A 24,880-nucleotide genomic window follows, 5' to 3' on the forward strand; every position below is an offset into this window, starting at 1 on the left:
CCGGCCGAGCCCACGCAGAACCCGCTACGTTCCGTAACCCGAGCAACTGATTCGACGTTCACAACATGAAAAAACTGCTTAGCACGCTCCTTCTGTCCCTGGGCCTGGCCGCCGGCCTCGCCCAGGCTTCGCCCGCCGCACCGGTCGCCGGCAAGGACTTCGAGGTGATGAAGTCGCCGCAGCCGGTGTCCGCACCGGCCGGCAAGGTCGAGGTGATCGAGTTCTTCTGGTACGGCTGCCCGCACTGCTACGAATTCGAGCCGACGATCGAGGCCTGGGTGAAGAAGCAGGGCAACAACATCGACTTCAAGCGCGTGCCGGTCGCCTTCCGTGACGATTTCGTCCCGCACTCGAAGCTGTACTACGCGGTGTCCGCGCTCGGTATCTCCGAGAAGGTCACGCCGGCGATCTTCAACGCGATCCACAAGCAGAAGAACTACCTGCTGACGCCGCAGGCGCAGGCCGACTTCCTGGCCACGCAAGGCGTCGACAAGAAGCAGTTCATGGACGCGTACAACTCGTTCAGCGTGCAGGGCGAAGTGAACCAGTCGGCCAAGCTGCTGAAGGATTACGCGATCGACGGCGTGCCGACGGTCGTCGTCCAGGGCAAGTACAAGACGGGTCCCGCTTACACGAACAGCATCCCGGGCACGGCCCAGGTGCTCGATTTCCTCGTGAAGCAGGTTCAGGACAAGAAGCTCTGATCCCCGTCCACGCGCCGGCATGACTACTCCGCTGAAGGTCTTCATCACCGGCGCGTCGAGCGGCCTCGGCCTCGCGATGGCCGAGGAATACGCCCGCCAGGGCGCCACGCTCGCACTCGTTGCGCGACGCACCGATGCCCTCGATGCGTTCGCGCAGCGTTTCCCGAAGCTGTCCATCTCCGTCTATTCCGCCGACGTGCGCGACGCCGATGCGCTCGCGACGGCCGCCGCATCGTTCATCGCGACGCACGGCTGCCCCGACGTCGTGATCGCGAACGCAGGCATCAGCCAGGGCGCCGTCACGGGCCAGGGCGATCTCGCGGCGTTCCGCGACGTGATGGACATCAACTACTACGGGATGGTCGCGACGTTCGAGCCGTTCGTCGGCCCGATGACGGCCGCGCGCCACGGCACGCTGGTCGGTGTCGCGAGCGTCGCCGGCGTGCGCGGCCTGCCCGGCTCCGGCGCATACAGCGCGTCGAAGTCGGCCGCGATCAAGTATCTCGAATCGCTGCGCGTCGAACTGCGCCCGGCCGGTGTCGGCGTCGTGACGATCGCGCCCGGCTACATCCGCACGCCGATGACCGCGCACAACCCGTACCGGATGCCGTTCCTGATGGACGCCGACCGCTTCGCCGCACGCGCGGCGCAGGCAATTGCACGGCAGCACGCGTTCCGCGTGATTCCGTGGCAGATGGGCGTCGTCGCGAAGGTGCTGCACGTGCTGCCGCGCTGGCTGTACGACCGCCTGTTCGAAAAGGCGCCGCGCAAGCCGAAGGCCGGCGCGCACTGACGATCCGTCGAGGCGGCCCTGCGCGACGTGCGCCGGGCCGTATCGCTGCACCGATGCGTTGAGGCGTCGGTTCTGCAGCTCCCCAGCACCGGTTTCGCCGCGCCAGTCTCGCGCTTCGACGCGCCCCTCCCTTTCTCCGCCGCCCGGCTCTCCCGCCGCCTGCGTCGCCCTTTCCGCCGCATCAGCACCCGTTCCGTCGCGAACGCAGCCGTTTTTCGGTCAATTCCCCGCGTTCCGGCGCCTTTTTTCACGCGTTCCGCGCTTTGACGGTATGCTATTCGCCAGCCGCGCCGCCCCGCCCGCTTCCGGGCCGCGCCCGCATTCCGTCACCCAGCAAAAAACACAAGCCACGTGGGAGATCCTATGCACGTCAAGCTGTTCGCCGCGGCCGCCGTCGCCGCCGCCCTTGCCGCCCCCGGCCTCGCCGCCGCCAAGCCGCTCACCGTCTGCACGGAATCGAGCCCGGACGGCTTCGACGTCGTGCAGTACAACTCGCTCGTCACGACCAACGCATCGGCCGACGTGATCTTCAACACGCTCGTGTCCTACGACGAAGCCGCGAAGAAGGTCGTGCCCGCGCTCGCCGACAAATGGGAAGCGAGCGCCGACGGCCTCACGTACACGTTCCACCTGCGCCCGAACGTTGCGTTCCAGACCACCGACTACTTCAAGCCGGGTCGCACGCTGAATGCGGACGACGTCGTGTTCACCTTCACGCGGATGCTCGACGATTCGAACCCGTGGCACAAGGTGGCCGGCGCGAGCGGCTTCCCGCACGCGCAGTCGATGGGCCTCGTGAAGCTCGTGAAGTCGGTCACGAAGGTCGACGACAGCACGGTGAAATTCGTGCTGAACGAGCCGAACGCGACCTTCGTGCCGATCCTGACGATGGGCTTCGCATCGATCTACTCGGCCGAATACGCGGACCAGCTGCTGAAGGCCGGCAAGCAGGCCGACCTGAACGCGAAACCGATCGGCACGGGCCCGTTCGTGCTGAAGAGCTACACGAAGGACGCGCTGATCCGCTACGACGCGAACCCGACGTACTGGGGCACGAAGCCGAAGGTCGACCGGCTGATCTACGCGATCACGCCCGACCCGTCGGTGCGCCTGCAGAAGGTAAAGGCCGGCGAATGCCAGATCGCGCTGTCGCCGAAGCCGCAGGACGTGCTCGCCGCGAAGGGCGAAAGCGCGCTGAAGGTCGTGCAGACGCCCGCGTTCATGACCGCGTTCGTCGCGCTGAACACGCAGAAGAAGCCGCTCGACAGCGACAAGGTGCGCGAGGCGCTGAACCTCGCGTTCGACCGCGCGACCTACCTGAAGGTCGTGTTCGACAACACCGCGACGGCCGCGAACAACCCGTATCCGCCGAACACGTGGAGCTACGCGAAGGACATCGCGCCGTATCCGTACGATCCCGCGAAGGCAAAGCAGCTGCTCGCGCAGGCCGGCTTCCCGAACGGCTTCTCGACGACGATCTGGACGCGCCCGACCGGCAGCGTGCTGAACCCGAACCCGAAGGTGGGCGCGGAACTGCTGCAGGCCGACCTCGCGAAGATCGGCGTGAAGGCCGAAGTGAAAGTGATCGAATGGGGCGAACTGATCAAGCAGGCGAAGCTCGGCCAGCACGACATGCTGTTCATGGGCTGGGCCGGCGACAACGGCGATCCGGACAACTACCTGTCGCCGCTGTTCAGCTGCAACGCGGTGAAGTCGGGCATCAACTTCGCGCGTTTCTGCGATGCGCAGCTCGACAAGCTGATCGCCGACGGCAAGTCGACCGCCGACCAGGCAAAGCGCGCGAAGCTGTATGAAGCCGCGCAGAAGATCATCCACGACCAGGCGCTGTGGATCCCGCTCGGCTACCCGACCGCTGCCGCGCTCACGCGCACGAACGTGAGCGGCTATCACGTGAGCCCGTTCGGGCGACAGAACTTCACGGCCGTCGCCGTGCAGTAACGGGTCAGCAGCGAACGCCCGTCGCGTCGCCGGCGTCGCGCTTCCCGCGCGGCGCCGACACGCATGCCGATGCGCGGGTGCGGCCCGGTTGACCGTGTCACGCGGACCGCGCAACCCGCGCGGCCGCGGGGCGACGCGACGCTTTCCGCGGGCGCTGCCGTGCCGCCCGCGTCCTCCAGGTCGACCGTGTCGTTACGCGCTGGTGTTGATCAGGCTGCCGAGCGCGGCACCGGTGAGCGATACGGTCGGCGCGGTACTGCTCGCCGCGTCGGTCGTGCTGCCGGTCGACGACGTCGTGCCGTCGGTCGAGTCGGACGACGCGGCCTCGGCCGCATGGTGATGGCCGTGCGCGTGCCTCACCCGCGCCGGAGACGACGTGGGCGTGCTGCTGCCCGCAGGCTGGGCGGTGCCGCCCTGCGAGACCGGGGACGTGCCGGCGCTGGCCGAAATGCTGGAAATGGACATGACTTTCCTCTGGGTTGGATGAACGGACACCCGCCGCGATGCACCGCCTTGCGAGCGTCATCGCAGCGTGCCGCAGGCCCGCGCCGTTCAATCGGTCGAATAAAGGCGAAAACGGCACCGTTCGACGGCGTCGCGTTACGACGAATTACGCCGACGGCGCGTCGTAATCGCCGGTAATTTTCCGGATTGGGGGTGCGATCGGAACGGATCGGCGCGCTGCTATCGTTCGGGCGTTCGTTCAGGCCGGGATTTTCCCGACGTTCGCCCAATCGCCCTGCACGCGCCGCGTCATCCGGCCGCGCGCGGCGCGCCGCCGTCATGCGCATCGATACCGCTCTTTCACTCGCCTTCGCTTGCCGACAATCAGGCCACCTCGACGAGGCCGCACGCCATTACCGCGACGTGCTTGCGCTCGAGCCCGGCTGCTGGGACGCGTGCTTCGAACTCGCCAGGGTGCTGATCAGGCAGGACCGCTTCGACGAAGCCATCGGCTGGCTCACGCCGCTGCTGGAGCGCCCCGGCGACCACCCCGCCGTCAGTCGTCAGCTCGGCCTCGCCGAGACCTGCGCAGGCCGCCACGCACGCGGGCTCGCGCATTTCCAGCGCGCGCTCGAACATGATCCGGACGACGCCGCGCTCGCGCATACCGTCGCGAATCTCCAGCAGGCGCTGGGCCTCGCTCCCGAAGCTGACGCGAGCTTCCGCCGCGCGTTGAAACTGAAGCCGCTGATCACCGTTCCGGCCACCCTCGCGCCGCCGGCCTTCCGCGCGCTGTTCGTGTTCGCGCCCGGCGCCGGCAACACACCGTTCGAGTTCCTGATCGAGCAGGCCCGCTTCGAAAGCAACGTCATCACGCTGCTGCCCGACATGGCGTACGACGTCGACCGGCTGCGCCGCCATGCGGACGTCGTCGTCAACCTGATATCCGACGTTGATCGCGGGCAGGCGCTGCTCGCGCCGGCGCAAGCGCTCGTCACGGGCATCGGCCGTCCCGTCGTGAATTCACCGGCCGTGATCGCGCAAACGAGTCGCGATGCAATGGCGCGGCAACTGGCGAAGATGCCGGGCTGCCGCGTGCCGCAGACGTCGCTTCACCACCAGGCCGGGCTGCGCGCGATGCTGTCTGGCGCGTCGCCGGCGCTGCCGTTTCCGCTGCTTGCGAGACCGGCCGGCACGCACGGCGGCGACGATTTCGAACGGATCGAAGACGCGGCACAACTGCTCGCGTTCATCGACCGGTTCGATGCGGCGCATTTCTACCTGACGCCGTACGTCGACTACCGGTCCGCCGACGGCCATTTCCGCAAGTACCGGTTCATCTATGTCGACGACGAGATCCTGCCGTATCACCTCGCGATCGACCGCCAGTGGAAGGTCCACCACGCGACCACCGACATGGCGCGCCACGCGTGGATGCAGGACGAGGAGCGCGCGTTCCTCGACAATCCGTGGCACGTGTTCGGCACCGCGCAACGCAACGGATTGCAGGCGATCCGCGATGCGATCGGGCTGGATTATTTCGGCATCGACTGCGGGCTCGACCGGGACGGCGCGGTCGTCGTGTTCGAGGTCAATGCGAGCATGCTGGTGCACGGAAACAACGCGCAATTCCTGTACAAGACGGCCGCGGTCGAACGCATCCGGCAGGCGTTCCATGCGCTCCTCGAACGCCGGGCAACGGCAGCGGGCCGCGCCGCGAACTGACACACACCCGCGCACGCATACGTCGACGCGCGACGCGATCGCACTTGCGCGCACGCGCGTGAACGAACCTGAACGGCCCGCACGCGAGGCCGCCCGACCGTCGGGACATCACGCCCGTCACGATGCCATGGCGGGCCCGCCGCGCGTCGCGCGCAAGCGACGGTGCGTGCGGCGGCCGCTTGCGGCCCGCGCGCTTCGCTTGCTACACTGCGCGCCTATTCCTCATACCGGACGCCAGCCAAAGTGAACAACTAAGCCTTCCCGAAATGTTTTCGCCGCCCGTGCCACGCACGCCGCGCGCGAAGGTCTTCACGCATTTTTGGAGGTGCTTATGGCTGCAGCCACGCCCACCGGCGCGCTCGTCGCGCTTCATCACGTTTCCTTCCGCTTCGACGACGGCGTCACGCTGTTCGATTCGCTCGACCTGTCCATCGATCGCACGCCGACCGGCATCGTCGGCCGCAACGGCATCGGCAAGAGCCTGCTCGCGCAACTGATCGCGGGCCGCCGCGCGCCAAGTGCGGGGACGATCGAACGGCACGCGCCCGTCGTCTACGTCGCGCAGCAGCATGACGACGACAACTCAGCCGCTGCGCGGACCGTCGCGCAGATCGCCGCGCTCGATGCGCCGCTCGGCGCGCTCGCGCGTCTCGCGGACGGCCGCGCGGAGCCGCACGACTTCGACCTGATCGGCGATCGCTGGGATCTCGCGGAACGCCTGCGCACGGCGCTAGACGCGGCCGGCCTGCACGACGTGCACGCCGACACGCCCGCGCATGCGCTGAGCGGCGGCCAGCTCGCGCGCGTCGCGCTGATCGGCGCGCTGCTGTCCGGTGCCGGCCTGCTCGTGCTCGACGAACCGACCAACCATCTCGACGCGCGTGGCCGCGCGTGGCTGCGCGCGGCGCTCGAAGGCTGGCGCGGCGGCATCGTCATCGTGAGCCATGACCGGGCGCTGCTCGCCGGCGTGCAGCGCATCGTCGAGCTGACGCCGCACGGTGCGCGCGCTTACGGCGGCAACTATGCGCTGTACCGCGCTCAGCGCGACGCGGAGCAGGACGCCGCGCTGGCGGCGCTCGACCATGCGCGTACCGAGCGCGGGCGCGTGCGGCGCCGGCTCGAACAGGAACACGACACGATCCAGCGCCATGCAGCCGCGTCGCTGCGTGACGCGAAGACGGCCAATCTGTCGTCGGGAGCGCGTCAGAGCCGCAAGGGCGCGGCGCGCGGCATCATGGGAACGGTCCGGCGCCATCAGAACGACTTCAAGGCGACGCTCGACGAACGCGTGCAGGAAGCGGCCGCGCGCGTCGAAACCGATGCGCCGGTGCTCGTGTCGCTGCCGGGTACCGAAGTCAGCGCGCGCCGCCAGCTGTTCACGCTCGAACGCGCGCAACTGCCGTGGCGTGTCGCGGGCGACCCCAACGGGATCACGTGGTCGGCGAGCGGCGCCGTGCGCATCGCGCTGACGGGCCCGAACGGCTGTGGCAAATCGACGTTGCTGAGGATGCTCGCGGGCGAACTCGCGCCCCGCTCGGGAGCCTGCACGACGCACGTGAGCGCCGCGTATCTCGACCAGCGGCTCGCGCTGCTCGATCCGGACCACTCGATCGTCGAGCAACTGGGCCTGCTCGATACGCCGCTCGCCGAAGGCGACCTGCGCAGCCGCCTCGCGCTGCTGCAGCTCGACGCGACGCGCGCGACGCAGCCGGCGCGGCAGCTGAGCGGCGGCGAACGGCTGAAGGCCGCGCTCGCATGCGCGTTGTGGCGCGGCACGCCCGCGCAGCTGTTGCTGCTCGACGAGCCGACCAATCACCTCGATCTCGAATCGGTGCGCGCGATCGAAGCGGCGCTGGCCGGCTTCCCGGGCGCGATCGTGGTCGCGTCGCACGACACCGCGTTTCTCGCGGCGCTCGCACCGACGCACACGATGCAATGGCATCACGACGGGTGGCGCTACGAACCCGTCGTGTAAGGACAACGAAGCGTGGTCAGCCGGCGGTGCGGAACCGCAACACGCCGTCGTCGCCCTGCTCGCGCACGAGCTCGCCCGCGAGCCACAGCAGGTTCAGGTGCGCGAGCGCCTCGCCGAGCGCGAACGTCATCTGGTGGATGTCGAGCTCGCGGCGGCGGAACATGATCGGCACGATGTCGGCCGCGCTCGTCGGCTGCTCCGCGCATGCGACGCGGACTTCCGCGAGCCGCGCGTCGTGGTGTTCGCGCAGTTGCGCGATGCGCGTGCGCACGCCGCGGAACGGCTTGCCGTGCGACGGCAGCACGAGCGTGTCGGGCGCCATCGTCTCGTAGCGGCCGAGCGACTGCAGGTACAGCGCGAGCGGGTTTCCTTCCGGCTCGAGGTCGAATACGGACACGTTCGTCGAGATGCGCGGCAGCACCATGTCGCCGGAGATCAGCACGCCGTCCGCGTCGCTGTGCAGCGCGCAATGTTCAGGCGAATGGCCAAAGCCGGTGACGACGCGCCACGTGCGTGCGCCGATCGTCACCGCGTCGCCTTCGCGCAGGCGCCGATAGCGCGGCGGCACGGCCGGCACGAGATCCGAGTAGTAGTTGCGGCGGTTGCGCAGCTTGTCGAGCGCGGCCGGATCGGTCAGCCCGTGGCGCGCGAAGTGATCGGCGGCGGCCGCGCCGCCCGCGTTCGAGCCGTTGCCGGCCGCCATCAGGCAGCCGAACATGTATTCGCCGAGCGTCATCCACAGCCGCACGTTCCAGCGGCCCTGGTCGCCGCCTTCGCACAGCCAGTTCGCGAGGCCGAAGTGATCGGGGTGGCAGTGCGTGACGAGCACGCGCAGCACGGGCAGGCCGTCGAGATGCGTGTCGAAGATCTGTTCCCAGTGCGCGCGGATCGCATCCGACGAGATTCCGCAATCGACGATCGTCCAGCCGGCCTGCCCGTCGATCTCGTCGCGCAGCAGCCACAGGTTGATGTGGTCGAGCGAGAACGGCAGCGGCATGCGCAGCCAGCGCACGCCGGGCGCGACCTCGAACGTGTCGCCCGCGGCGGGCAACGTATCGGCGAAGGGGTAGTCGAGTTGGTGTTCCAGTGCGTTCATCGGTGGGGCGTCTCGTCGTTATCGGTGCGAATGCGCGCCGGCGGCTGGCACGGCGGGCGGTGCGTCGATTCTATCGCCGCCGCGCGAAACGCGCGCCCGGCGGCCGCGGGCCGGTCAAAAAAAGTTCGTGCCAGAATCGGTTCCGTACCCGTATCTTTACGCGAAGATGCACCGAACGGCACTCAACGGCGAACAACGCACCGATCGGCGGCCGCCAGCGCGTCACCCCGAAAGTCATTGAAACGCCGACTTGGGCGCTAAAATGGCGAGTGCTTACAGCCCCTCCCGAACGAGCCTGCACGCGATGAATCACTTCCCCAAACTGCTGTCGTCGCAGATCGGTTTCGACGTCGCGCAGACGATGCTCGAATACTTCGATCGCCACTACCGGATCTTCCGTGAAGCGGCGGTCGAGGCGAAGACGCTCTATGAGCGCTGCGACTGGCACGGGCTGCAGCGGCTCGCGCGCGAGCGGATCACGTCGTACGACGATCGCGTGAAGGAATGCGTCGAGGTGCTGGAAGACGAATACGACGCGGAAAACATCGACGACGAGGTGTGGCAGCAGATCAAGCTGCATTACATCGGCCTGCTCACGTCGCACCGCCAGCCGGAGTGCGCGGAAACCTTCTTCAATTCGGTGTGCTGCAAGATCCTGCACCGCTCGTACTTCAGCAACGATTTCATCTTCGTGCGCCCGGCGATCTCGACCGAGTATCTGGAGAACGACGAGCCGGCCGCGAAACCGACCTACCGCGCGTACTACCCGGGCACCGACGGCCTCGCCACCACGCTCGAGCGCATCGTCACGAACTTCCAGCTCGAGCCGGCGTTCGAGGATCTCCCGCGCGACATCGGCTGCGTGATGCAGGCGATCGACGACGAATTCGGCCACTTCGACGAAGCGCCGAATTTCCAGATCCACGTGCTGTCGTCGCTGTTCTTCCGCAACAAGAGCGCGTACATCATCGGCCGCATCATCAACGCCGACCGCGTGCTGCCGTTCGCGGTGCCGATCCGCCACCTGCGTCCCGGCCTGCTCGCGCTCGACACCGTGCTGCTGCGCCGCGACCTGCTGCAGATCATCTTCAGCTTCTCGCACTCGTATTTCCTCGTCGACATGGGCGTGCCGTCCGCGTACGTCGAGTTCCTGTGCACGATCATGCCGGGCAAGCCGAGGGCCGAGATCTACACGTCGGTCGGCCTGCAGAAGCAGGGCAAGAACCTGTTCTACCGCGACCTGCTGCACCACCTGTCGCATTCGAGCGACCGCTTCATCATCGCGCCCGGGATCAAGGGCCTCGTGATGCTCGTGTTCACGCTGCCGTCGTTCCCGTACGTGTTCAAGATCATCAAGGATCACTTCCCGCCGCCGAAGGAAACGACGCGCGCGCAGATCATGGAGAAGTACCAGCTCGTGAAGCGCCACGACCGCCTCGGGCGGATGGCCGACACGCTCGAGTATTCGAGCGTCGCGCTGCCGCTCGCGCGGCTCGACCACGCGCTCGTGCGCGAACTCGAGAAGGAAGTGCCGTCGCTGCTCGAATACGAGGACGGCAACCTCGTGATCAAGCACCTGTACATCGAGCGCCGGATGACGCCGCTCAACCTGTACCTGCAGAACGGCAGCGACGCGGACGTCGAGCACGGCGTGAAGGAATACGGCAACGCGGTGAAGGAGCTGATGAAGGCGAACATCTTCCCCGGCGACATGCTGTACAAGAATTTCGGCGTCACGCGCCACGGCCGCGTCGTGTTCTACGACTACGACGAGATCGAGTACCTGACCGACTGCAACGTGCGCCGCGTGCCGCCGCCGCGCAACGAGGAAGACGAGCTGTCCGGCGAACCGTGGTATACCGTCGGCCCGCACGACATCTTTCCGGAGACCTACGGACCGTTCCTGCTCGGCGACCCGCGCGTGCGCAGCGTGTTCATGAAACACCACGCGGACTTTTTCGATCCCGCGCTGTGGCAGGCGAGCAAGGACAAGCTGATGCAGGGCGAGTTGCCCGATTTTTATCCGTACGACGCAGCGCTGCGCTTTTGCGTGCGCTACCCTGCGCGCTTCGGCGCAACGGACCAGAACGACGGCCAAGGCGACGCGCAGCGCGCCGCCTGACGCCGGTGACACCGAACCCGATATCGACCCGATTTCCGCCAACGGAAGCCACACCGATGAACACCCAAGACAATCCGCTTTCACATCTGTTCGACAACAACGAAGCCTGGGTCAAGCGCAAGCTCGAAGACGATCCGCAATTCTTCGCGCGCCTCGCCGACCAGCAGGCGCCGGAATATCTGTGGATCGGCTGCTCGGATTCGCGCGTGCCCGCGAACCAGATCATCGGCCTGCCGCCGGGTGAAGTGTTCGTGCACCGCAACATCGCGAACGTCGTCGTGCACAGCGACCTGAACTGCCTGTCGGTGATCCAGTTCGCGGTCGATATCCTGCGCGTGAAGCACATCATGGTCGTCGGCCACTACGGCTGCTCGGGCGTGAACGCGGCGCTGCTCAACCGGCGCGTCGGCCTCGCGGACAACTGGCTGCATCACGTGCAGGACGTGCGCGAGCGCCATGCGGACCTGCTCGACGACTGGCCTGTCGGCGAAGCGCGCTATCGCCGCCTGATCGAGCTCAATGCGATCGAGCAGGTCGTCAACGTGTGCCGCACGACGATCGTCAACGACGCGTGGGCACGCGGCCAGTCGCTCACCGTGCACGGGCTCGTGTACGGCGTGCACGACGGCCGGATGCGCAACCTCGGGATGGCCGTGTCGAACTTCGAGACGCTCGACGAAACCTACAAGCGCTGCGTGGCCGCGCTCACCGCCGGCGGCGAGCACGCGCCGGACAACGACATGATCGCGGCGGACGCCGCGCGGCTCGAAGGCGTCGCGCAGTCGGTCGCAGCGACGCTGAAGCCGTGCGACGACGCGAAGTAACGCGCAAGCCGCCAGGCGGCCGCCGCCGCGCGGCCGCGACCTGCATCGAACGGATCTGACACCGGCACCGCCGCGGCGGCGCCATGGAAAGGAGCGACGGGCATGAAAACCGTATTGATCGTCGGCGCATCGCGCGGCCTCGGCCGCGAATTCGTCAGGCAATACCGGCGCGACGGCTGGAACGTGATCGCGACCGCGCGCGACGAAGCGTCGCTCGATGCGCTGCGTGCGCTCGGCGCGCAGGCGCATGCGCTCGACATCGCGCAGCCCGAGCAGATCGCGGCGCTCGGCTGGAAGCTCGACGGCGAGCGGCTCGATGCGGCCGTGCTCGTGTCCGGCGTGTACGGGCCGCGCACCGAAGGCGTCGAGACAATCACCGCCGAGGATTTCGACGCGGTGATGCATACGAACGTGCGTGGACCGATGCAGTTGCTGCCGATCCTGCTGCCGCTCGTCGAGGACGCACGCGGCGTGCTGGCCGTCGTGTCGAGCCGGATGGGCAGCATCGCCGAGGCGACCGGCACGACCGGCTGGCTGTATCGCGCGAGCAAGGCCGCGCTGAACGATGCGCTGCGCATCGCGTCGCTACAGACCCGCCATGCCGCGTGCATCTCGCTGCATCCCGGCTGGGTACGCACCGACATGGGCGGCGCGCAGGCCGCGATCGATCCGGAAACGAGCGTGACCGGCATGCGCCGCGTGATCGCCGAATCCGGGTCGGACGTGTCGCAGGCGAACGGCCGTTTCTTCCAGTACGACGGCATCGAGCTGAGCTGGTGAGCCGAACCGACAACCGATCGTCGTTAATTCCCGTTTCGCATGATTTCGAACCGACCTGACGCGTGCCCGTGCGGCGGCGCGTCCCCCGCGCCCGCCGGCAAAGCCCCGGCGCCGCGCTATGCGGCCTGCTGCGGCCGCTTCATCGAAGGCGGCGCAGCCGCGCCGACCGCGCTCGAATTGATGCGCTCGCGGTATAGCGCGTACGTGCTCGGCGCGACCGACTACCTGCGCGCGACGTGGGCCGCGCGCACCTGCCCGCCCGATCTCGACACCGACCCCGATGCGCCCGACGCACCGCGCTGGCTCGGCCTCGCCGTCAAACGCCACGTCCCGCTCGACGCTGGCCACGCTGAGGTCGAATTCGTGGCCCGCTACAAGGTCGGCGGACGCGCTTACCGGCTTCACGAGACGAGCCGTTTCGAGCGCGACGAGCATGGTTTCTGGCGCTATGTCGACGGCGAAGTAAGTGAACGCTGACAAATAGTTGCTGTGTCAGACGCCGGGTAATTCCCGCATTGCACAACCCGATTTTGTCGGGCTACGATGACCTCGGATTGGTCATGTTGCATGGCAGGGCTTACGAATGGCGTTCAGCAAGGTATTGGTGGGATGGATGGCGGCCTGTGCGCTGTCGGCCGCTCAGGCCGGTACGCTGCCGAACGCAAATACGGGTGCGGGCACCAGCGGGTCGCTCGCCCATGCCGAGCGCTTCGATTACGGCGACTCGAACCTGCCGCAGGTCGCGGCCGATCTCAACGAACAGATTCTCCGCATCCCGGCCGATGCTTCGGGCTCCGTTACGCTCGAGGCGACGCTCTTCAAGCCGGACGGCCCCGGCCCGTTCCCGCTCGTCGTCTTCAATCACGGCAAGAACACCGGCGATCTGCATCTGCAGCCGCGCAGCCGGCCGCTCGCGTTCGCGCGCGAATTCGTGCGTCGCGGCTATGCGGTGATCGCGCCGAACCGCCAGGGCTTCGCAGGCTCGGGCGGCACGTACCAGCAGGAAGGCTGCGACGTCGGCAAGAACGGCCTCGCGCAGGCTGCCGATGTCGATGCGACGGTGCGCTACATGTCGCGCCAGTCGTACGTCGATGCGTCGCGCATCGTCGTCGCCGGCACGTCGCACGGCGGCCTCGTATCGGTCGCATACGGCACCGAAGCCGCACCGGGCGTACGCGGCATCATCAACTTCTCCGGCGGGCTGCGCCAGGACCTGTGCGACGGCTGGCAGCACAATCTCGTCGACGCGTTCGACCAGTACGGCGCCCATACGGCCGTGCGGTCGCTGTGGCTGTACGGCGACAACGATTCGGTGTGGACGCCGGCGCTCGTCGCGCAGATGCATGACGCATACGTGTCGCACGGCACGCAGGCCCAGTTCATCGATTTCGGCCGCTACAAGGACGACGCGCACCGGCTGATCGTCGATCGCGACGGCGTGCCCGTGTGGTGGCCGGCCGTCAATGCGTTCCTCGCGCAACTGAACCTGCCGACCAGCGTGCGCTACGCAGTCGCGAACCCGCACGAGCCGAAGGCCACCGGTTATGCATCGATCGATGCGGTCGGCGCGGTGCCGTACGTCGACGAAGCCGGCCGCGAAGGCTATCGCCGCTTCCTGAACCAGCATCCGAGCCGCGCGTTCGCGGTGTCGTCGGAAGGCGCGTGGTCGTGGGCCGAAGGCGGCGACGATCCGATGGCGCTCGCGCTCGACAACTGCGCGAAGCAAGGCGCAGGCGCGTGCCGGCTGTATGCGGTCAACGACCGCGTCGTGTGGAACACGAACACGACGCAGACGGCCGACAACGGCGACGACACCCCGCGCGACACCGATACGCGCGCGCTGGCTTCGCGCTGACGCGCGGCGGATCACCCGCCCACGCCGTCCCGGCTGACGATCCTTCCTTCGTTTTTCTCCTGTTGGCGCGCATCTCGCGGCACGCCGTCACATGCCGTTCCGGCCGCCCGTTTTTGCGTCTGATTCCACCGCCCCATCGGCCGCCCTTCGCGCATGACGTCGCCCCGCTCGCCCGCATTTCCCTTCGATCCCCGATTTTTCACGATTGCGCCGCGCGCCGTCCCGCGATTTTTTTCTGTCGGGGGGCGTCACTCGAACGTCGTCATCTACGGCCATTTCCCCGCTTCCGCCGCGTTCCGTTCCGAGCACCCCGGAACTGCGCCGAACTCCCGCCCGGCAAGGCTTTGCGGGGTTTGTAACCGCTAGTGCAACGGGCCGCGGAACACGCTAATCTCAGCGCGTTTCGAATCCCGCCGCGCGGCATCCCGTCGATGCCGCTCGGCCGTTTTACCCCCGGAGTCGCCTTGAGTACGCCAGCCACCGACGACTGGGTCGCGCGCAGCCTGCGCGCGGTCTGGCACCCCTGCACCCAGATGAAGCACCACGAGCGCCTGCCGCTCGTCCCCGTCGCGCGCGGCGCGGGCGTGTGGCTGTACGACCGTGACGGCCGCCGCTACTTCGACGCGATCAGCTCGTGGTGGGTCAACCTGTTCGGCCATGCGAACCCGGACATCAACGCGGCGCTGAAGGACCAGCTCGACACGCTCGAACACGCGATGCTCGCCGGCTGCACGCACGAACCCGCGATCGAGCTCGGCGAGCGGCTGCACGCGCTCACCTCGCGCACGCTCGGCCATGCGTTCTTCGCGTCGGACGGCGCGTCGGCGGTCGAGATCGCGCTGAAGATGAGTTTCCACGCGTGGCGCAACCGCGGCCGCGCGAACAAGCAGGAATTCGTCTGCGTCGCGAACAGCTATCACGGCGAGACGATCGGCGCGCTCGGCGTGACCGACGTCGCGCTGTTCAAGGATGCGTACGATCCGCTGATCCGCCATGCGCACGTCGTCGCGTCGCCCGATGCGCGCGGCGCGCTGCCGGGCGAAACGCCCGCCGACGTTGCAGGCCGCGCGCTCGCGGACGTGCGGCGCCTGTTCGCCGAACGCAGCGACCGGATCGCCGCGCTGATCGTCGAGCCGCTCGTGCAGTGCGCGGCCGGCATGGCGATGCACGATCCGTCGTACGTGCGCGGGCTGCGCGCGCTGTGCGACGAATTCGGCGTGCACCTGATCGCCGACGAGATCGCGGTCGGCTGCGGCCGCACGGGCACCTTCTTCGCGTGCGAGCAGGCCGGCGTCTGGCCCGATTTCATGTGCCTGTCGAAAGGCATCAGCGGCGGCTACCTGCCGCTGTCGCTCGTGCTCACCCGCGACGACGTGTACGCGGCGTTCTACGACGACGACACGACGCGCGGCTTCCTGCACTCGCATTCGTACACCGGCAACCCGCTCGCGTGCCGCGCGGCGGTCGCGACGCTCGACCTGTTCACGCGCGACGACGTGCTCGCGAGCAACGTGCGCAAATCGGCGACGCTGCGCGCCGCGCTCGCACCGCTCGACGCACATCCTCAAGTACGCCACCTGCGCGAGCGCGGCACGCTGTTCGCGTTCGACGTCGCGCTCGACGGCGACGCCGCGCGCGGCTTCTCGCGGCGCTTCTTCGAGCGCGCGCTGGAGCGCGAGCTGCTGCTGCGCCCGATCGGCACGACCGTATACCTGATGCCGCCGTACGTGATGAGCGACGACGACATCGCGTGGCTCGCGCAGCGCACGCGCGACACGCTCGACGCCACGCTGGAGGAAATCGGCCGATGAGCCTGCTCGACACCCTGCAACGCGGCCTCGCCGATCTCGACGCGCAAGGGCTGCGCCGCGTGCGCCGCATCGCCGACACCGCGTGCGATGCGCGCATGACCGTGAACGGCCGCGAGATCGTCGGCTTCGCGAGCAACGACTACCTCGGCCTCGCCGCGCATCCGGCGCTCGTCGCCGCCTTCGCCGAAGGCGCGCAGCGCTACGGCTCCGGCAGCGGCGGCTCGCACCTGCTCGGCGGGCATTCGCGCGCCCATGCAACCCTCGAAGACGAGCTCGCGAGCTTCTCGGGCGGCTTCTCCGATGCGCCGCGCGCGCTGTACTTCAGCACCGGCTACATGGCGAACCTCGCCGCGATCACGGCGCTCGCCGGCAAAGGCGCGACGATCTTCTCCGATGCGCTGAACCATGCCTCGCTGATCGACGGCATGCGGCTGTCGCGTGCCGACGTGCAGGTCTATCCGCATGCGGATACGGCCGCGCTCGCCGCGCTGCTCGACGCATCGGATGCCGAAACGAAACTGATCGTGAGCGACACCGTGTTCAGCATGGACGGCGATATCGCGCCGCTCGCCGAACTCGTCGCGCTGGCCGAACGCCACGGCGCATGGCTCGTCGTCGACGACGCGCACGGCTTCGGCGTGCTCGGCCCGCAGGGTCGCGGTGCACTGGCCGCCGCTGCACTGCGTTCGCCGCATCTCGTGTACGTCGGCACGCTCGGCAAGGCCGCGGGCGTCGCCGGTGCGTTCGTGATCGCGCATGAAACCGTGATCGAATGGCTGATCCAGCGCGCGCGCAGCTACATCTTCACGACGGCCGCGCCGCCGGCCGTCGCGCATGCGGTATCGGCAAGCCTGAAGGTGATCGCGGGCGACGAAGGCGACGCGCGACGCGCACATCTCGCCGCGCTGATCGAGCGTACGCGCGCACTGCTGCGCAACACGCGCTGGCAGCCGGTCGATTCGCACACGGCCGTGCAGCCGCTCGTGATCGGCAGCAACGACGCGACGCTCGCAGCGATGCGCGCGCTCGACGCACACGGCCTGTGGGTGCCCGCGATCCGGCCGCCGACGGTGCCCGCCGGCACGTCGCGGCTGCGCGTGTCGCTGTCGGCCGCCCATTCGTTCGACGATCTCGCGCGGCTCGACACCGCGCTGACGGAAGCAAGCAAGGACGCAGCATGACGGCCCCCCTGTCCCTTTTCGTCACCGGCACCGACACCGAAATCGGCAAGACCTTCGTGTCGGCCGCGATGCTGCACGGCTTCGCACGGCACGGCCTGCGCGCGGCCGCGCTGAAGCCCGTCGCGGCCGGTGCGTACGAACGCGACGGCGTCTGGCGTAACGAGGATGCCGACCAGCTCGACGCGGCCGCGAACGTGGTGCTGCCGCCCGAGCTGCGCACGCCGTTCCTGCTGAAGGCGCCGGCCGCGCCGCACATCGTCGCCGCGCAGGAAGGCGTGACGCTCGACATCGACACGATCGTCGCGTGCCACCGCGAAGCGCTGACGCGCGCGGATATCGTCGTCGTCGAAGGCGCCGGCGGCTTCCGCGTGCCGATGAACGACACGCGGGACATGGCCGATCTCGCGGTCGCGCTCGGCGTGCCGGTCGTGCTCGTGGTCGGCGTGCGGCTCGGCTGCATCAACCACGCGCTGCTCACCGCCGACGCGATTGCCGCACGCGGCCTCAAGCTCGCCGGCTGGGTGGCGAACCACGTCGACCCGGCCATGTCGTTCCCCAACGAGAACATCGCAACGATGCGCGACTGGCTCGCGCGCGAGCACGGCGCACCGCTGCTCGGCCGCATTCCGCACATGAGCCCGGCCGCCCCCGAATCCGCCGCGGCGATGCTCGACATCTCCGCGCTCGTCGAGACGCTGCGCGCCGCGCAGCGTTGACCCTACCGATCCCCCAATCCCGCCCAGGACAGGAAAACGAAATGACCCAAGCCCAGACCGCCGCCGTGCAACCCGACGCGATTCCCGTGGCTGCACCGGCCTCGCAGCGCTGGCGCGTCGCCGACGTCGTCGCGCTGTTCGCGCTGCCGTTCAACGACCTGCTGTTCCGCGCGCAGCAGGTGCATCGCGAGCACTTCGACGCGAACGCGGTGCAGCTGTCGACGCTGCTGTCGATCAAGACGGGCGGCTGCGAGGAAGATTGCGGCTACTGCTCGCAGTCGTCGCACCACGACACGGGCCTGAAGGCCGAGAAGCTGATGGACGTCGACACGGTGCTCGACGCCGCGCGCGCGGCGAAGGCGAACGGCGCGAGCCGCTTCTGCATGGGCGCCGCGTGGCGCAACCCGAAGGAGCGCCACATGCCGGCGCTGACCGAGATGGTGCGGGGCGTGAAGGAACTCGGCCTCGAGACCTGCATGACGCTCGGCATGCTCGAGGACGAACAGGCGCAGCAGCTCGCGAACGCGGGCCTCGACTACTACAACCACAACCTCGACACGTCGCCGGAGTTCTACGGCCAGGTGATCTCGACGCGCACGTACCAGGACCGCCTCGACACGCTCGACCGCGTGCGCGACGCGGGCATCAACGTGTGCTGCGGCGGCATCATCGGGATGGGCGAATCGCGCCGCGAACGCGCGGGCCTGATCTCGCAGCTCGCGAACCTGAACCCGTATCCGGATTCGGTGCCGATCAACAACCTGGTCGCGATCGAAGGCACGCCGCTCGAAGGCACCGCGCCGCTCGACCCGTTCGAGTTCGTGCGCACGATCGCGGTCGCGCGCATCACGATGCCTAAGGCGGTCGTGCGCCTGTCGGCCGGCCGCGAGCAGCTCGACGACGGGTTGCAGGCGATGTGCTTCCTCGCCGGCGCGAACTCGATGTTCTACGGCGACCAGCTGCTGACGACCAGCAACCCGCAATCGCAGAAGGATCGTGCGTTGTTCGAACGCCTCGGTATCCGCGCGAGCGACGCGGACGCGATGTCGGCCGGCGCGTAAGCGCAACGCACGGCGGGGTCGCCCGCCATACGGAAAAAGCCGGGATGCGTCCCGGCTTTTTTCATGCGGGCTCGCCGCGCGCTCAGGTCGCGCCGCCCAGTGTGCGCGGCTCCATGAACGTGTGCCGGAAGTAGTCGCGCACCGCGTGCATCGCGGGGCTCAGCTCGATGTTCTTGCGCCACGCGAGGCCGACGCTCATCGGCGGCACCGGGTCGCGCAGCACGATCGTCTCGATCCGCCGCCCTTCCAGCGACCACGGGCGATACACCATGTCGGACAGGATCGCGACGCCGCTGCCGTTCGCGACCATGCTGCGCACCGCCTCGACCGACGACGTGCGCAGGATCACGTTCGGCCGGTACGGCGTCTCGTTCCAGTAGCGCAGCGCCGTCTGCCCGGCCTCGTCCACCGTCAGCATCACGAACGGTTCGTGCGCGACCTCCGCGAAGGTGACGCTCTCGCGCCTGAGCAGCGGATGATGCGCGCCGACCCACAGCCGGCGCACCGAATGGATCACCGGCTCCAGCACGAGCTCGGGATTCGACACGTTCGACGTGAGCAGCACGGCCATGTCGTAGCGGCCCGCGATCAACCCTTCCTCGATCGACTCGCGGTTCAGCTCGTGCAGGTGGATCGTCAGGCGCGGATAGAGCGTATTGAGGCGCAGCACGTGATGCGGCAGGAAGTAGCCGAGCACCGTGTAGCTCGCGGCGATCGCGAGCGTGCCGGTCAGCGTGCTTTCGAGGTTCGGAATCCGCATCGCCTCGTCGACCGACGACAGGATCGTGTACGCGTGATTGAGGAAGCGCCGCCCGGTATCGGTGAGCGTCACGCCCGCCGACGTGCGCAGGAACAGCTGCGTGCCGAGACTGTCTTCCAGCTCCTTGATCGCGCTCGTCACCGCCGACTGCGAGATCGTGAGCTGGATCGCGGCCTGCGAGATCTGTCCGAGCTCGGCGGTCGCGACGAAGTACTTCAGCTGTCTGAGGGTCAGGGCCATGTCCGGTGGAAAACTGATGGGCACACGGCAAACATCATATCAACCGCCCCGCCGGCGGCAATCCGGGGCCGCCCGACCCGCGCACATCGGCCTGTGGCGGCGCTGCGCGGCCGACTCGGCCGATATCTGAAAAATCGATACGGTCGTATATAAAAATAGAACTATTTTGACGCACCCCGCACGGCTAACCTGCGTTCAACACGGTCCAGGCCCGCGCTCCGGCGCAGGCCAAGCCGGAGAACCTGGAGGAACGAACCGTATGAGGAAGCACAGTGTCGACCTGAATTCCGACATGGGCGAAGGTTTCGGCCCGTGGACGATCGGCGACGGCGTCGACGAGCAGATCATGCCGCTCATCAGCTCGGCGAACATCGCCACCGGCTTTCATGCCGGCGATCCGAACATCATGGCGCGCACGGTGCAGCTCGCACGCGACGCCGGCGTCGGGATCGGCGCGCATCCGGGCTTTCGCGACCTGGCCGGCTTCGGCCGCCGCACGATCACCGAAACGCCGCAGGCGCTCGTCAACGACATCCTGTACCAGCTCGGTGCGCTGCGCGAGTTCGCCCGGCTCAACGGCGTGAGCCTGCAGCACATCAAGCCGCACGGCGCGCTCTACATGCATGCGGCGGGCAACGAAGCGTTCTCGCGGCTGCTGATCGAGACGCTGCAGCGCGTCGACCCGGGCCTGTGGCTGTACTGCATGGAAGCATCGGTCACCTATCGCGTGGCGATGGAGTACGCGCAGCCGGTGATCCGCGAGTTCTACGCCGATCGCGACTACGACCGCAGCGGCTCGATCGTGTTCACGCGCCGCGTGGGCCGGCTCGATCCGCACCAGGTCGCCGACAAGGTGCTGCGCGCATGCATCGACGGCAAGGTGCGCACGGTCGACGGCGACGAGATCGACATCGATTTCGATTCGGTCTGCATCCACAGCGACACGCCGGGCGCGCTCGACCTCGTCCGCGAAACGCGCCACGCGCTGGTGCGCGAAGGCATCCGGACCGCCGGCCCGCGACCGCTCGCCGCCCATCACTGAACCCGATTCAAGGAGACGCAAGATGGCATTGCACGATATCGTCAGCCCGTTGCCGGGCACGTTCTACCGGCGCCCGTCGCCCGACGCGGACTACTACGTCGCGGTGGATGCGACGGTCGCCGCCGGCGCCGTGGTCGGCCTCGTCGAAGTGATGAAGCAGTTCACCGAGATCGAGGCCGATGCGGCCGGCCGCGTCGTCGAGCTGCTCGTCGAGGACGGCGAGCCGGTCGATGCCGGCCAGGTAGTGATGCGGATCGAGGGGTGACGCGATGAAACCGGCCACCTCCCCCGACACGTTCTATCGCCCGTCGCGGATCAAGACCGTGCTGGTCGCGAACCGCGGCGAAATCGCGGTGCGCGTGATCCGCGCGGCGCGCGAGCTCGGCATGCGCGCGGTCGCCGTGGTCAGCGACGCGGACCGCGACAGCCTCGCCGCGCGCATGGCCGACGAAGCAATCCACATCGGATCGTCGCATGCGGCGAAGAGCTACCTGAATCCCGCCGCGATCCTCGATGCCGCGCGGCAATGCGGCGCGGACGCAATCCATCCCGGCTACGGCTTCCTGTCCGAGAACGCCGCGTTCGCCGCGCAGGTCGAGGCGGCCGGGCTGATCTTCGTCGGCCCCGACTCGCAGGTCATCGCGACGATGGGCGACAAGGCGCGCGCCCGCGACACCGCGCGGCGCGCGAACGTGCCGACGGTGCCCGGCAGCGACGGCGTCGTGCAGTCGCTCGACGAGGCTCGCACGGTCGCCGCGCGCATCGGCTATCCGATCATGATCAAGGCGGCCGCGGGCGGCGGCGGGCGCGGCATCCGCGTCGCGCACGACGCCGCGCAGCTCGACGCCGAACTGCCGCTCGCGCAGCGCGAGGCGCAGGCCGCGTTCGGCGACGGCGGCGTCTATCTTGAACGCTTCATCGCACGGGCGCGGCACATCGAGGTGCAGGTGCTCGGCGACGGCCGCGACGTCGTCCATCTGTTCGAGCGCGAATGTTCGCTGCAGCGGCGCCGCCAGAAGATTCTCGAGGAAGCGCCGTCGCCGTCGCTCACGCCGGCGCAGCGCGACGCGCTGTGCACGTCGGCCACGCGCCTCGCGCGCGAAGTCGGCTACCGCAGCGCGGGCACGCTCGAATACCTGTTCGACGACGCGCGCGGCGAGTTCTACTTCATCGAGATGAACACGCGCATCCAGGTCGAGCATCCGGTGACCGAGGCGATCACCGGCATCGATCTCGTGCGCGAGACGCTGCGCATCGCCGACGGCGAGCCGCTGCGGTTCGCGCAGCCGGACATCGCGATGCGCGGCGCGGCGCTCGAATGCCGGATCAACGCGGAAGATCCGCTGCAGGATTTCCGCCCGAATCCCGGCCGGATCGACGAACTGGTGTGGCCGACCGGCCCCGGCGTGCGCGTCGATTCGCTGCTTTATCCGGGCTACGTCGTGCCGCCGTTCTACGATTCGCTGCTCGCGAAGCTGATCGTGCACGACGAAAGCCGCGCGGCCGCGCTGCGGCGCCTGTCGCGCGCGCTCGGCGAGCTGCACGTCGGCGGCCTGAAGACCACCGCGCCGCTGCACGTCGCGCTGCTCGCGGACGACGACGTGCGCGCGGGCCGCTATCACACGAATTTTCTCGAAGCATGGATGCCGCAATGGCGCGAGGTCGCGACGGCCGCCGCCCGGCAGCACGCAACCGCGGACGCCGCGCGCGTCGGGGAGGCCCTGTGACGACCCGTTATACGTTCGGCGGCGACGAGTTCGTGTTCGTCGAGATCAGCGAGGCGATGTCGCTCGACGCGTTCTTCAAGGGCACGGCGATCACGCGCGAGCTGCAGCGGCGCGCGGTGCCGGGCATCACCGAAATCTGCCCGGCGAACGCGTCCTACCAGGTGCGCTACGACCCGGACGTGATCGAGCCCGACGCGCTCGTCGCGCTGCTGAAGACGGTCGAGGCCGAGGTCGGCGACGCGCCGCTCGAACTCGACACGCGCATCGTCGAGGTGCCGGTGCTCTACAACGACCCGTGGACGCACGAGACGCTGATGCGGTTTCGCGAGCGTCACCAGGATCCGTCGTCGACCGATCTCGAATATGCGGCGCGAATCAACGGCAAGCGCGACGTCGACGAATTCATCGCCGCGCATTCGGGCTCGCCGTGGTTCGTGTCGATGGTCGGCTTCGTCGCGGGCCTGCCGTTCATGTACCAGATGGTCGAGCGCGAACGCCAGCTCGAGGTGCCGAAATACCTGCGGCCGCGCACCGACACGCCGAAGCTGACGGTCGGCCACGGCGGCTGCTTCGGCTGCATCTATTCGGTACGCGGCGCGGGCGGCTACCAGATGTTCGGCGTGACGCCGGCGCCGATCTTCGATCCCGCGCAGCGGCTCGACTACCTGCACGATTTCATGGTGTTCTTCCGGCCCGGCGACATCGTGAAATTCCAGCCGATCGATCGCGATGCATACGACGCGGCGGTGGCGGCCGTCGAGGCAGGCACGTTCTCGCTGCGCGTGCGCCCCGTGAAATTCTCGCTCGACGCGTTCCGGCGCGATCCCGATGCGGTCAACCGTTCTCTCGTCGAGGTGCTGCATGCCAGCTGACGCGCACAACCTGATCGAGGTCATCAAGCCCGGCCTCGCGACGTCGGTCCAGGACATGGGCCGGCAAGGCTACTACCACGTCGGCATCCCGCCGTCGGGCGCGCTCGACCAGTACGCGTCGCGCGCGGCGAACCTGCTGGTCGGCAATCCCGAAGAAGCGGCCGTGCTCGAATGCACGCTGCTCGGCCCGGAGCTGCTGTTCCATACGGACGCGCTCGTTGCCGTCACCGGCGCCGAGATGACGCCGAAGATCGACGGCGTCGGGCAGTGCTGCAACATCGCGCTGCACATCCGTGCGGGCAGCGTGCTGTCGTTCAACTACGTGAAGGGCGGTGCGCGGGCTTACGTGGCCGTCGCGGGCGGCATCGACGTACCGGTCGTGCTCGGCAGCCGCTCGACCTACGCGCTCGGCGCGATCGGCGGCCACGCGGGCCGGCGCCTGCAGAAGGGCGACCGACTGCCGATCGGCGCCGCGCGCGGCATGCATCGCGAAGGACGCGAGTTGCCGGCGGCGGTCGTCCGGCCGCTCGACAGCCAGGTCGAATTGCGCGTGCTGACGGGCCTGTACCACTACCGGCTCACCGACGCATCGGCGCACACGTTCTTCGACGACGAATGGACCGTCGCGCCCGAAGCCGACCGCATCGGCTACCGCTACAAGAACGGGCGCCCGCTGCAGTTCAGGCCGCGCGAACAGCCGTTCGGCGCGGGCGCCGACCCGTCGAACATCGTCGACGCGTGCTATCCGATCGGCTCGATCCAGGTGCCGGCCGGGCTCGAGCCGATCATCCTGCACCGCGACGCGGTGTCGGGCGGCGGCTACGCGACGATCGGCACGGTCATCAGCGCCGACCTGGACCTGATCGGCCAGATGCAGCCGAACCATCGCGCGCGCTTCGTGCGCGTGACGATGGCCGATGCGCTCGCGGCACGCCGCGAGTACCAGCGACGCCTCGCGCTGCTGCGCGCCGTGCTGCAGGACTGAGCGCCGGACGCCCGGCCAGCGTGCCGGGCGCCGTTCGCCGCCCGCCTCTTTCATCCTTCGCTTTCGTTTCCCTCCCGTGCGCCCGCGCGCGGCGCGGCGGGGACGCTTGCGCGCCGTTTCTGCCGGACCGGTTGCCCGCCCGACGTCGGGGCAACCCTGCGGATCGCATGTGCCGCGGCCCAGACGTCGTCCGCTGTTTTGCTTCATC

The 24,880-nt window shown here is 68.4% G+C and carries 22 protein-coding genes; 19 read left to right on the forward strand and 3 right to left on the reverse strand.

All coding sequences use genetic code 11. The features are described 5' to 3' along the window. Positions 1-65 precede the first annotated feature (65 nt). The 3 genes from AC5LXK_RS15470 to AC5LXK_RS15480 all read left to right on the forward strand — a co-directional run bounded on the left by AC5LXK_RS15470 (position 66) and on the right by AC5LXK_RS15480 (position 3,456). Positions 66-704 carry a thiol:disulfide interchange protein DsbA/DsbL gene (locus AC5LXK_RS15470; protein ID WP_493389584.1) on the forward strand — a complete coding sequence of 213 codons (639 nt, stop codon included), beginning with the start codon at positions 66-68 and terminating at the stop codon, positions 702-704. 19 nt (positions 705-723) lie between these two features. After that, a complete protein-coding gene (locus AC5LXK_RS15475; RefSeq protein ID WP_493389585.1) occupies positions 724-1,497 on the forward strand; it encodes an SDR family oxidoreductase in 774 nt (257 codons plus the stop codon). Positions 1,498-1,860: 363 nt separating this feature from the next. Next, positions 1,861-3,456: an ABC transporter substrate-binding protein gene (locus tag AC5LXK_RS15480; RefSeq protein WP_493389586.1), complete on the forward strand. Its 1,596-nt coding sequence runs from the start codon at positions 1,861-1,863 to the stop codon at positions 3,454-3,456. A 192-nt stretch (positions 3,457-3,648) separates the two neighbouring features. On the opposite strand, the gene AC5LXK_RS15485 is transcribed toward AC5LXK_RS15480, so the two are convergent. Continuing rightward, positions 3,649-3,921 carry a hypothetical protein gene (locus tag AC5LXK_RS15485; protein WP_493389587.1) on the reverse strand — a complete coding sequence of 91 codons (273 nt, stop codon included), beginning with the start codon at positions 3,919-3,921 and terminating at the stop codon, positions 3,649-3,651. Positions 3,922-4,239: 318 nt separating this feature from the next. On the opposite strand from AC5LXK_RS15485, the gene AC5LXK_RS15490 reads away from it, so the two are divergent. Then, positions 4,240-5,625: an ATP-grasp domain-containing protein gene (locus AC5LXK_RS15490; RefSeq protein ID WP_493389588.1), complete on the forward strand. Its 1,386-nt coding sequence runs from the start codon at positions 4,240-4,242 to the stop codon at positions 5,623-5,625. Between the two features lie 331 nt (positions 5,626-5,956). Continuing rightward, the gene (locus AC5LXK_RS15495) at positions 5,957-7,600 is read left to right on the forward strand and encodes an ABC-F family ATP-binding cassette domain-containing protein (protein ID WP_493389589.1); all 1,644 of its coding nucleotides are present in this window, start codon (positions 5,957-5,959) and stop codon (positions 7,598-7,600) included. A 16-nt stretch (positions 7,601-7,616) separates the two neighbouring features. On the opposite strand, the gene AC5LXK_RS15500 is transcribed toward AC5LXK_RS15495, so the two are convergent. Next, a complete protein-coding gene (locus AC5LXK_RS15500; protein ID WP_493389590.1) occupies positions 7,617-8,696 on the reverse strand; it encodes an MBL fold metallo-hydrolase in 1,080 nt (359 codons plus the stop codon). A gap of 304 nt (positions 8,697-9,000) precedes the next feature. Between AC5LXK_RS15500 and aceK the strand changes: the two genes are divergently transcribed. The 9 genes from aceK (at position 9,001) to bioB (ending at position 19,046) form a co-directional block, all read left to right on the forward strand. Continuing rightward, positions 9,001-10,818 (forward strand): bifunctional isocitrate dehydrogenase kinase/phosphatase, encoded by a 1,818-nt coding sequence (gene aceK / locus AC5LXK_RS15505; RefSeq protein WP_493389591.1) that lies wholly within the window; start codon positions 9,001-9,003, stop codon positions 10,816-10,818. Between the two features lie 56 nt (positions 10,819-10,874). Then, positions 10,875-11,642 (forward strand): carbonate dehydratase, encoded by a 768-nt coding sequence (can, locus tag AC5LXK_RS15510; protein ID WP_493389592.1) that lies wholly within the window; start codon positions 10,875-10,877, stop codon positions 11,640-11,642. 102 nt (positions 11,643-11,744) lie between these two features. Next, positions 11,745-12,422 carry an SDR family oxidoreductase gene (locus AC5LXK_RS15515; RefSeq protein ID WP_175847367.1) on the forward strand — a complete coding sequence of 226 codons (678 nt, stop codon included), beginning with the start codon at positions 11,745-11,747 and terminating at the stop codon, positions 12,420-12,422. 39 nt (positions 12,423-12,461) lie between these two features. After that, positions 12,462-12,899 carry a YchJ family protein gene (locus AC5LXK_RS15520; protein WP_493389593.1) on the forward strand — a complete coding sequence of 146 codons (438 nt, stop codon included), beginning with the start codon at positions 12,462-12,464 and terminating at the stop codon, positions 12,897-12,899. A gap of 106 nt (positions 12,900-13,005) precedes the next feature. Further along, positions 13,006-14,277 carry a dienelactone hydrolase family protein gene (locus AC5LXK_RS15525; protein WP_493389594.1) on the forward strand — a complete coding sequence of 424 codons (1,272 nt, stop codon included), beginning with the start codon at positions 13,006-13,008 and terminating at the stop codon, positions 14,275-14,277. A gap of 464 nt (positions 14,278-14,741) precedes the next feature. Further along, positions 14,742-16,088, forward strand: a complete 1,347-nt coding sequence (gene bioA / locus AC5LXK_RS15530) for an adenosylmethionine--8-amino-7-oxononanoate transaminase (RefSeq protein ID WP_493389595.1) — start codon at positions 14,742-14,744, stop codon at positions 16,086-16,088. After that, positions 16,085-17,269, forward strand: a complete 1,185-nt coding sequence (gene bioF / locus AC5LXK_RS15535; RefSeq protein WP_493389596.1) for an 8-amino-7-oxononanoate synthase — start codon at positions 16,085-16,087, stop codon at positions 17,267-17,269. The genes bioA and bioF overlap by 4 nt, the downstream gene beginning before the upstream one ends. Next, positions 17,266-17,985: a dethiobiotin synthase gene (bioD, locus tag AC5LXK_RS15540; RefSeq protein ID WP_493389597.1), complete on the forward strand. Its 720-nt coding sequence runs from the start codon at positions 17,266-17,268 to the stop codon at positions 17,983-17,985. The genes bioF and bioD overlap by 4 nt, the downstream gene beginning before the upstream one ends. Before the next feature lie 41 nt (positions 17,986-18,026). Continuing rightward, positions 18,027-19,046: a biotin synthase BioB gene (gene bioB, locus AC5LXK_RS15545; protein ID WP_493389598.1), complete on the forward strand. Its 1,020-nt coding sequence runs from the start codon at positions 18,027-18,029 to the stop codon at positions 19,044-19,046. A gap of 82 nt (positions 19,047-19,128) precedes the next feature. On the opposite strand, the gene AC5LXK_RS15550 is transcribed toward bioB, so the two are convergent. After that, positions 19,129-20,046: a LysR family transcriptional regulator gene (locus AC5LXK_RS15550; protein WP_493389599.1), complete on the reverse strand. Its 918-nt coding sequence runs from the start codon at positions 20,044-20,046 to the stop codon at positions 19,129-19,131. A gap of 259 nt (positions 20,047-20,305) precedes the next feature. Between AC5LXK_RS15550 and AC5LXK_RS15555 the strand changes: the two genes are divergently transcribed. The 5 genes from AC5LXK_RS15555 to AC5LXK_RS15575 are packed head-to-tail and all read left to right on the forward strand — an operon-like array spanning position 20,306 to position 24,672. Beyond that, on the forward strand, positions 20,306-21,088 hold the full coding sequence (locus AC5LXK_RS15555; RefSeq protein ID WP_493389600.1) for a 5-oxoprolinase subunit PxpA: 783 nt from the start codon (positions 20,306-20,308) through the stop codon (positions 21,086-21,088). Between the two features lie 22 nt (positions 21,089-21,110). Further along, positions 21,111-21,353: an acetyl-CoA carboxylase gene (locus AC5LXK_RS15560; RefSeq protein WP_493389601.1), complete on the forward strand. Its 243-nt coding sequence runs from the start codon at positions 21,111-21,113 to the stop codon at positions 21,351-21,353. A gap of 4 nt (positions 21,354-21,357) precedes the next feature. Continuing rightward, complete coding sequence (locus AC5LXK_RS15565) at positions 21,358-22,815, forward strand: acetyl-CoA carboxylase biotin carboxylase subunit (protein WP_493389602.1); 1,458 nt, start codon at positions 21,358-21,360, stop codon at positions 22,813-22,815. Continuing rightward, positions 22,812-23,687: a 5-oxoprolinase subunit B family protein gene (locus AC5LXK_RS15570; protein WP_493389603.1), complete on the forward strand. Its 876-nt coding sequence runs from the start codon at positions 22,812-22,814 to the stop codon at positions 23,685-23,687. The genes AC5LXK_RS15565 and AC5LXK_RS15570 overlap by 4 nt, the downstream gene beginning before the upstream one ends. Then, on the forward strand, positions 23,677-24,672 hold the full coding sequence (locus AC5LXK_RS15575; RefSeq protein WP_493389604.1) for a 5-oxoprolinase subunit C family protein: 996 nt from the start codon (positions 23,677-23,679) through the stop codon (positions 24,670-24,672). The genes AC5LXK_RS15570 and AC5LXK_RS15575 overlap by 11 nt, the downstream gene beginning before the upstream one ends. Positions 24,673-24,880: the final 208 nt, after the last annotated feature.

This window comes from Burkholderia pulmonis, assembly GCF_984667975.1.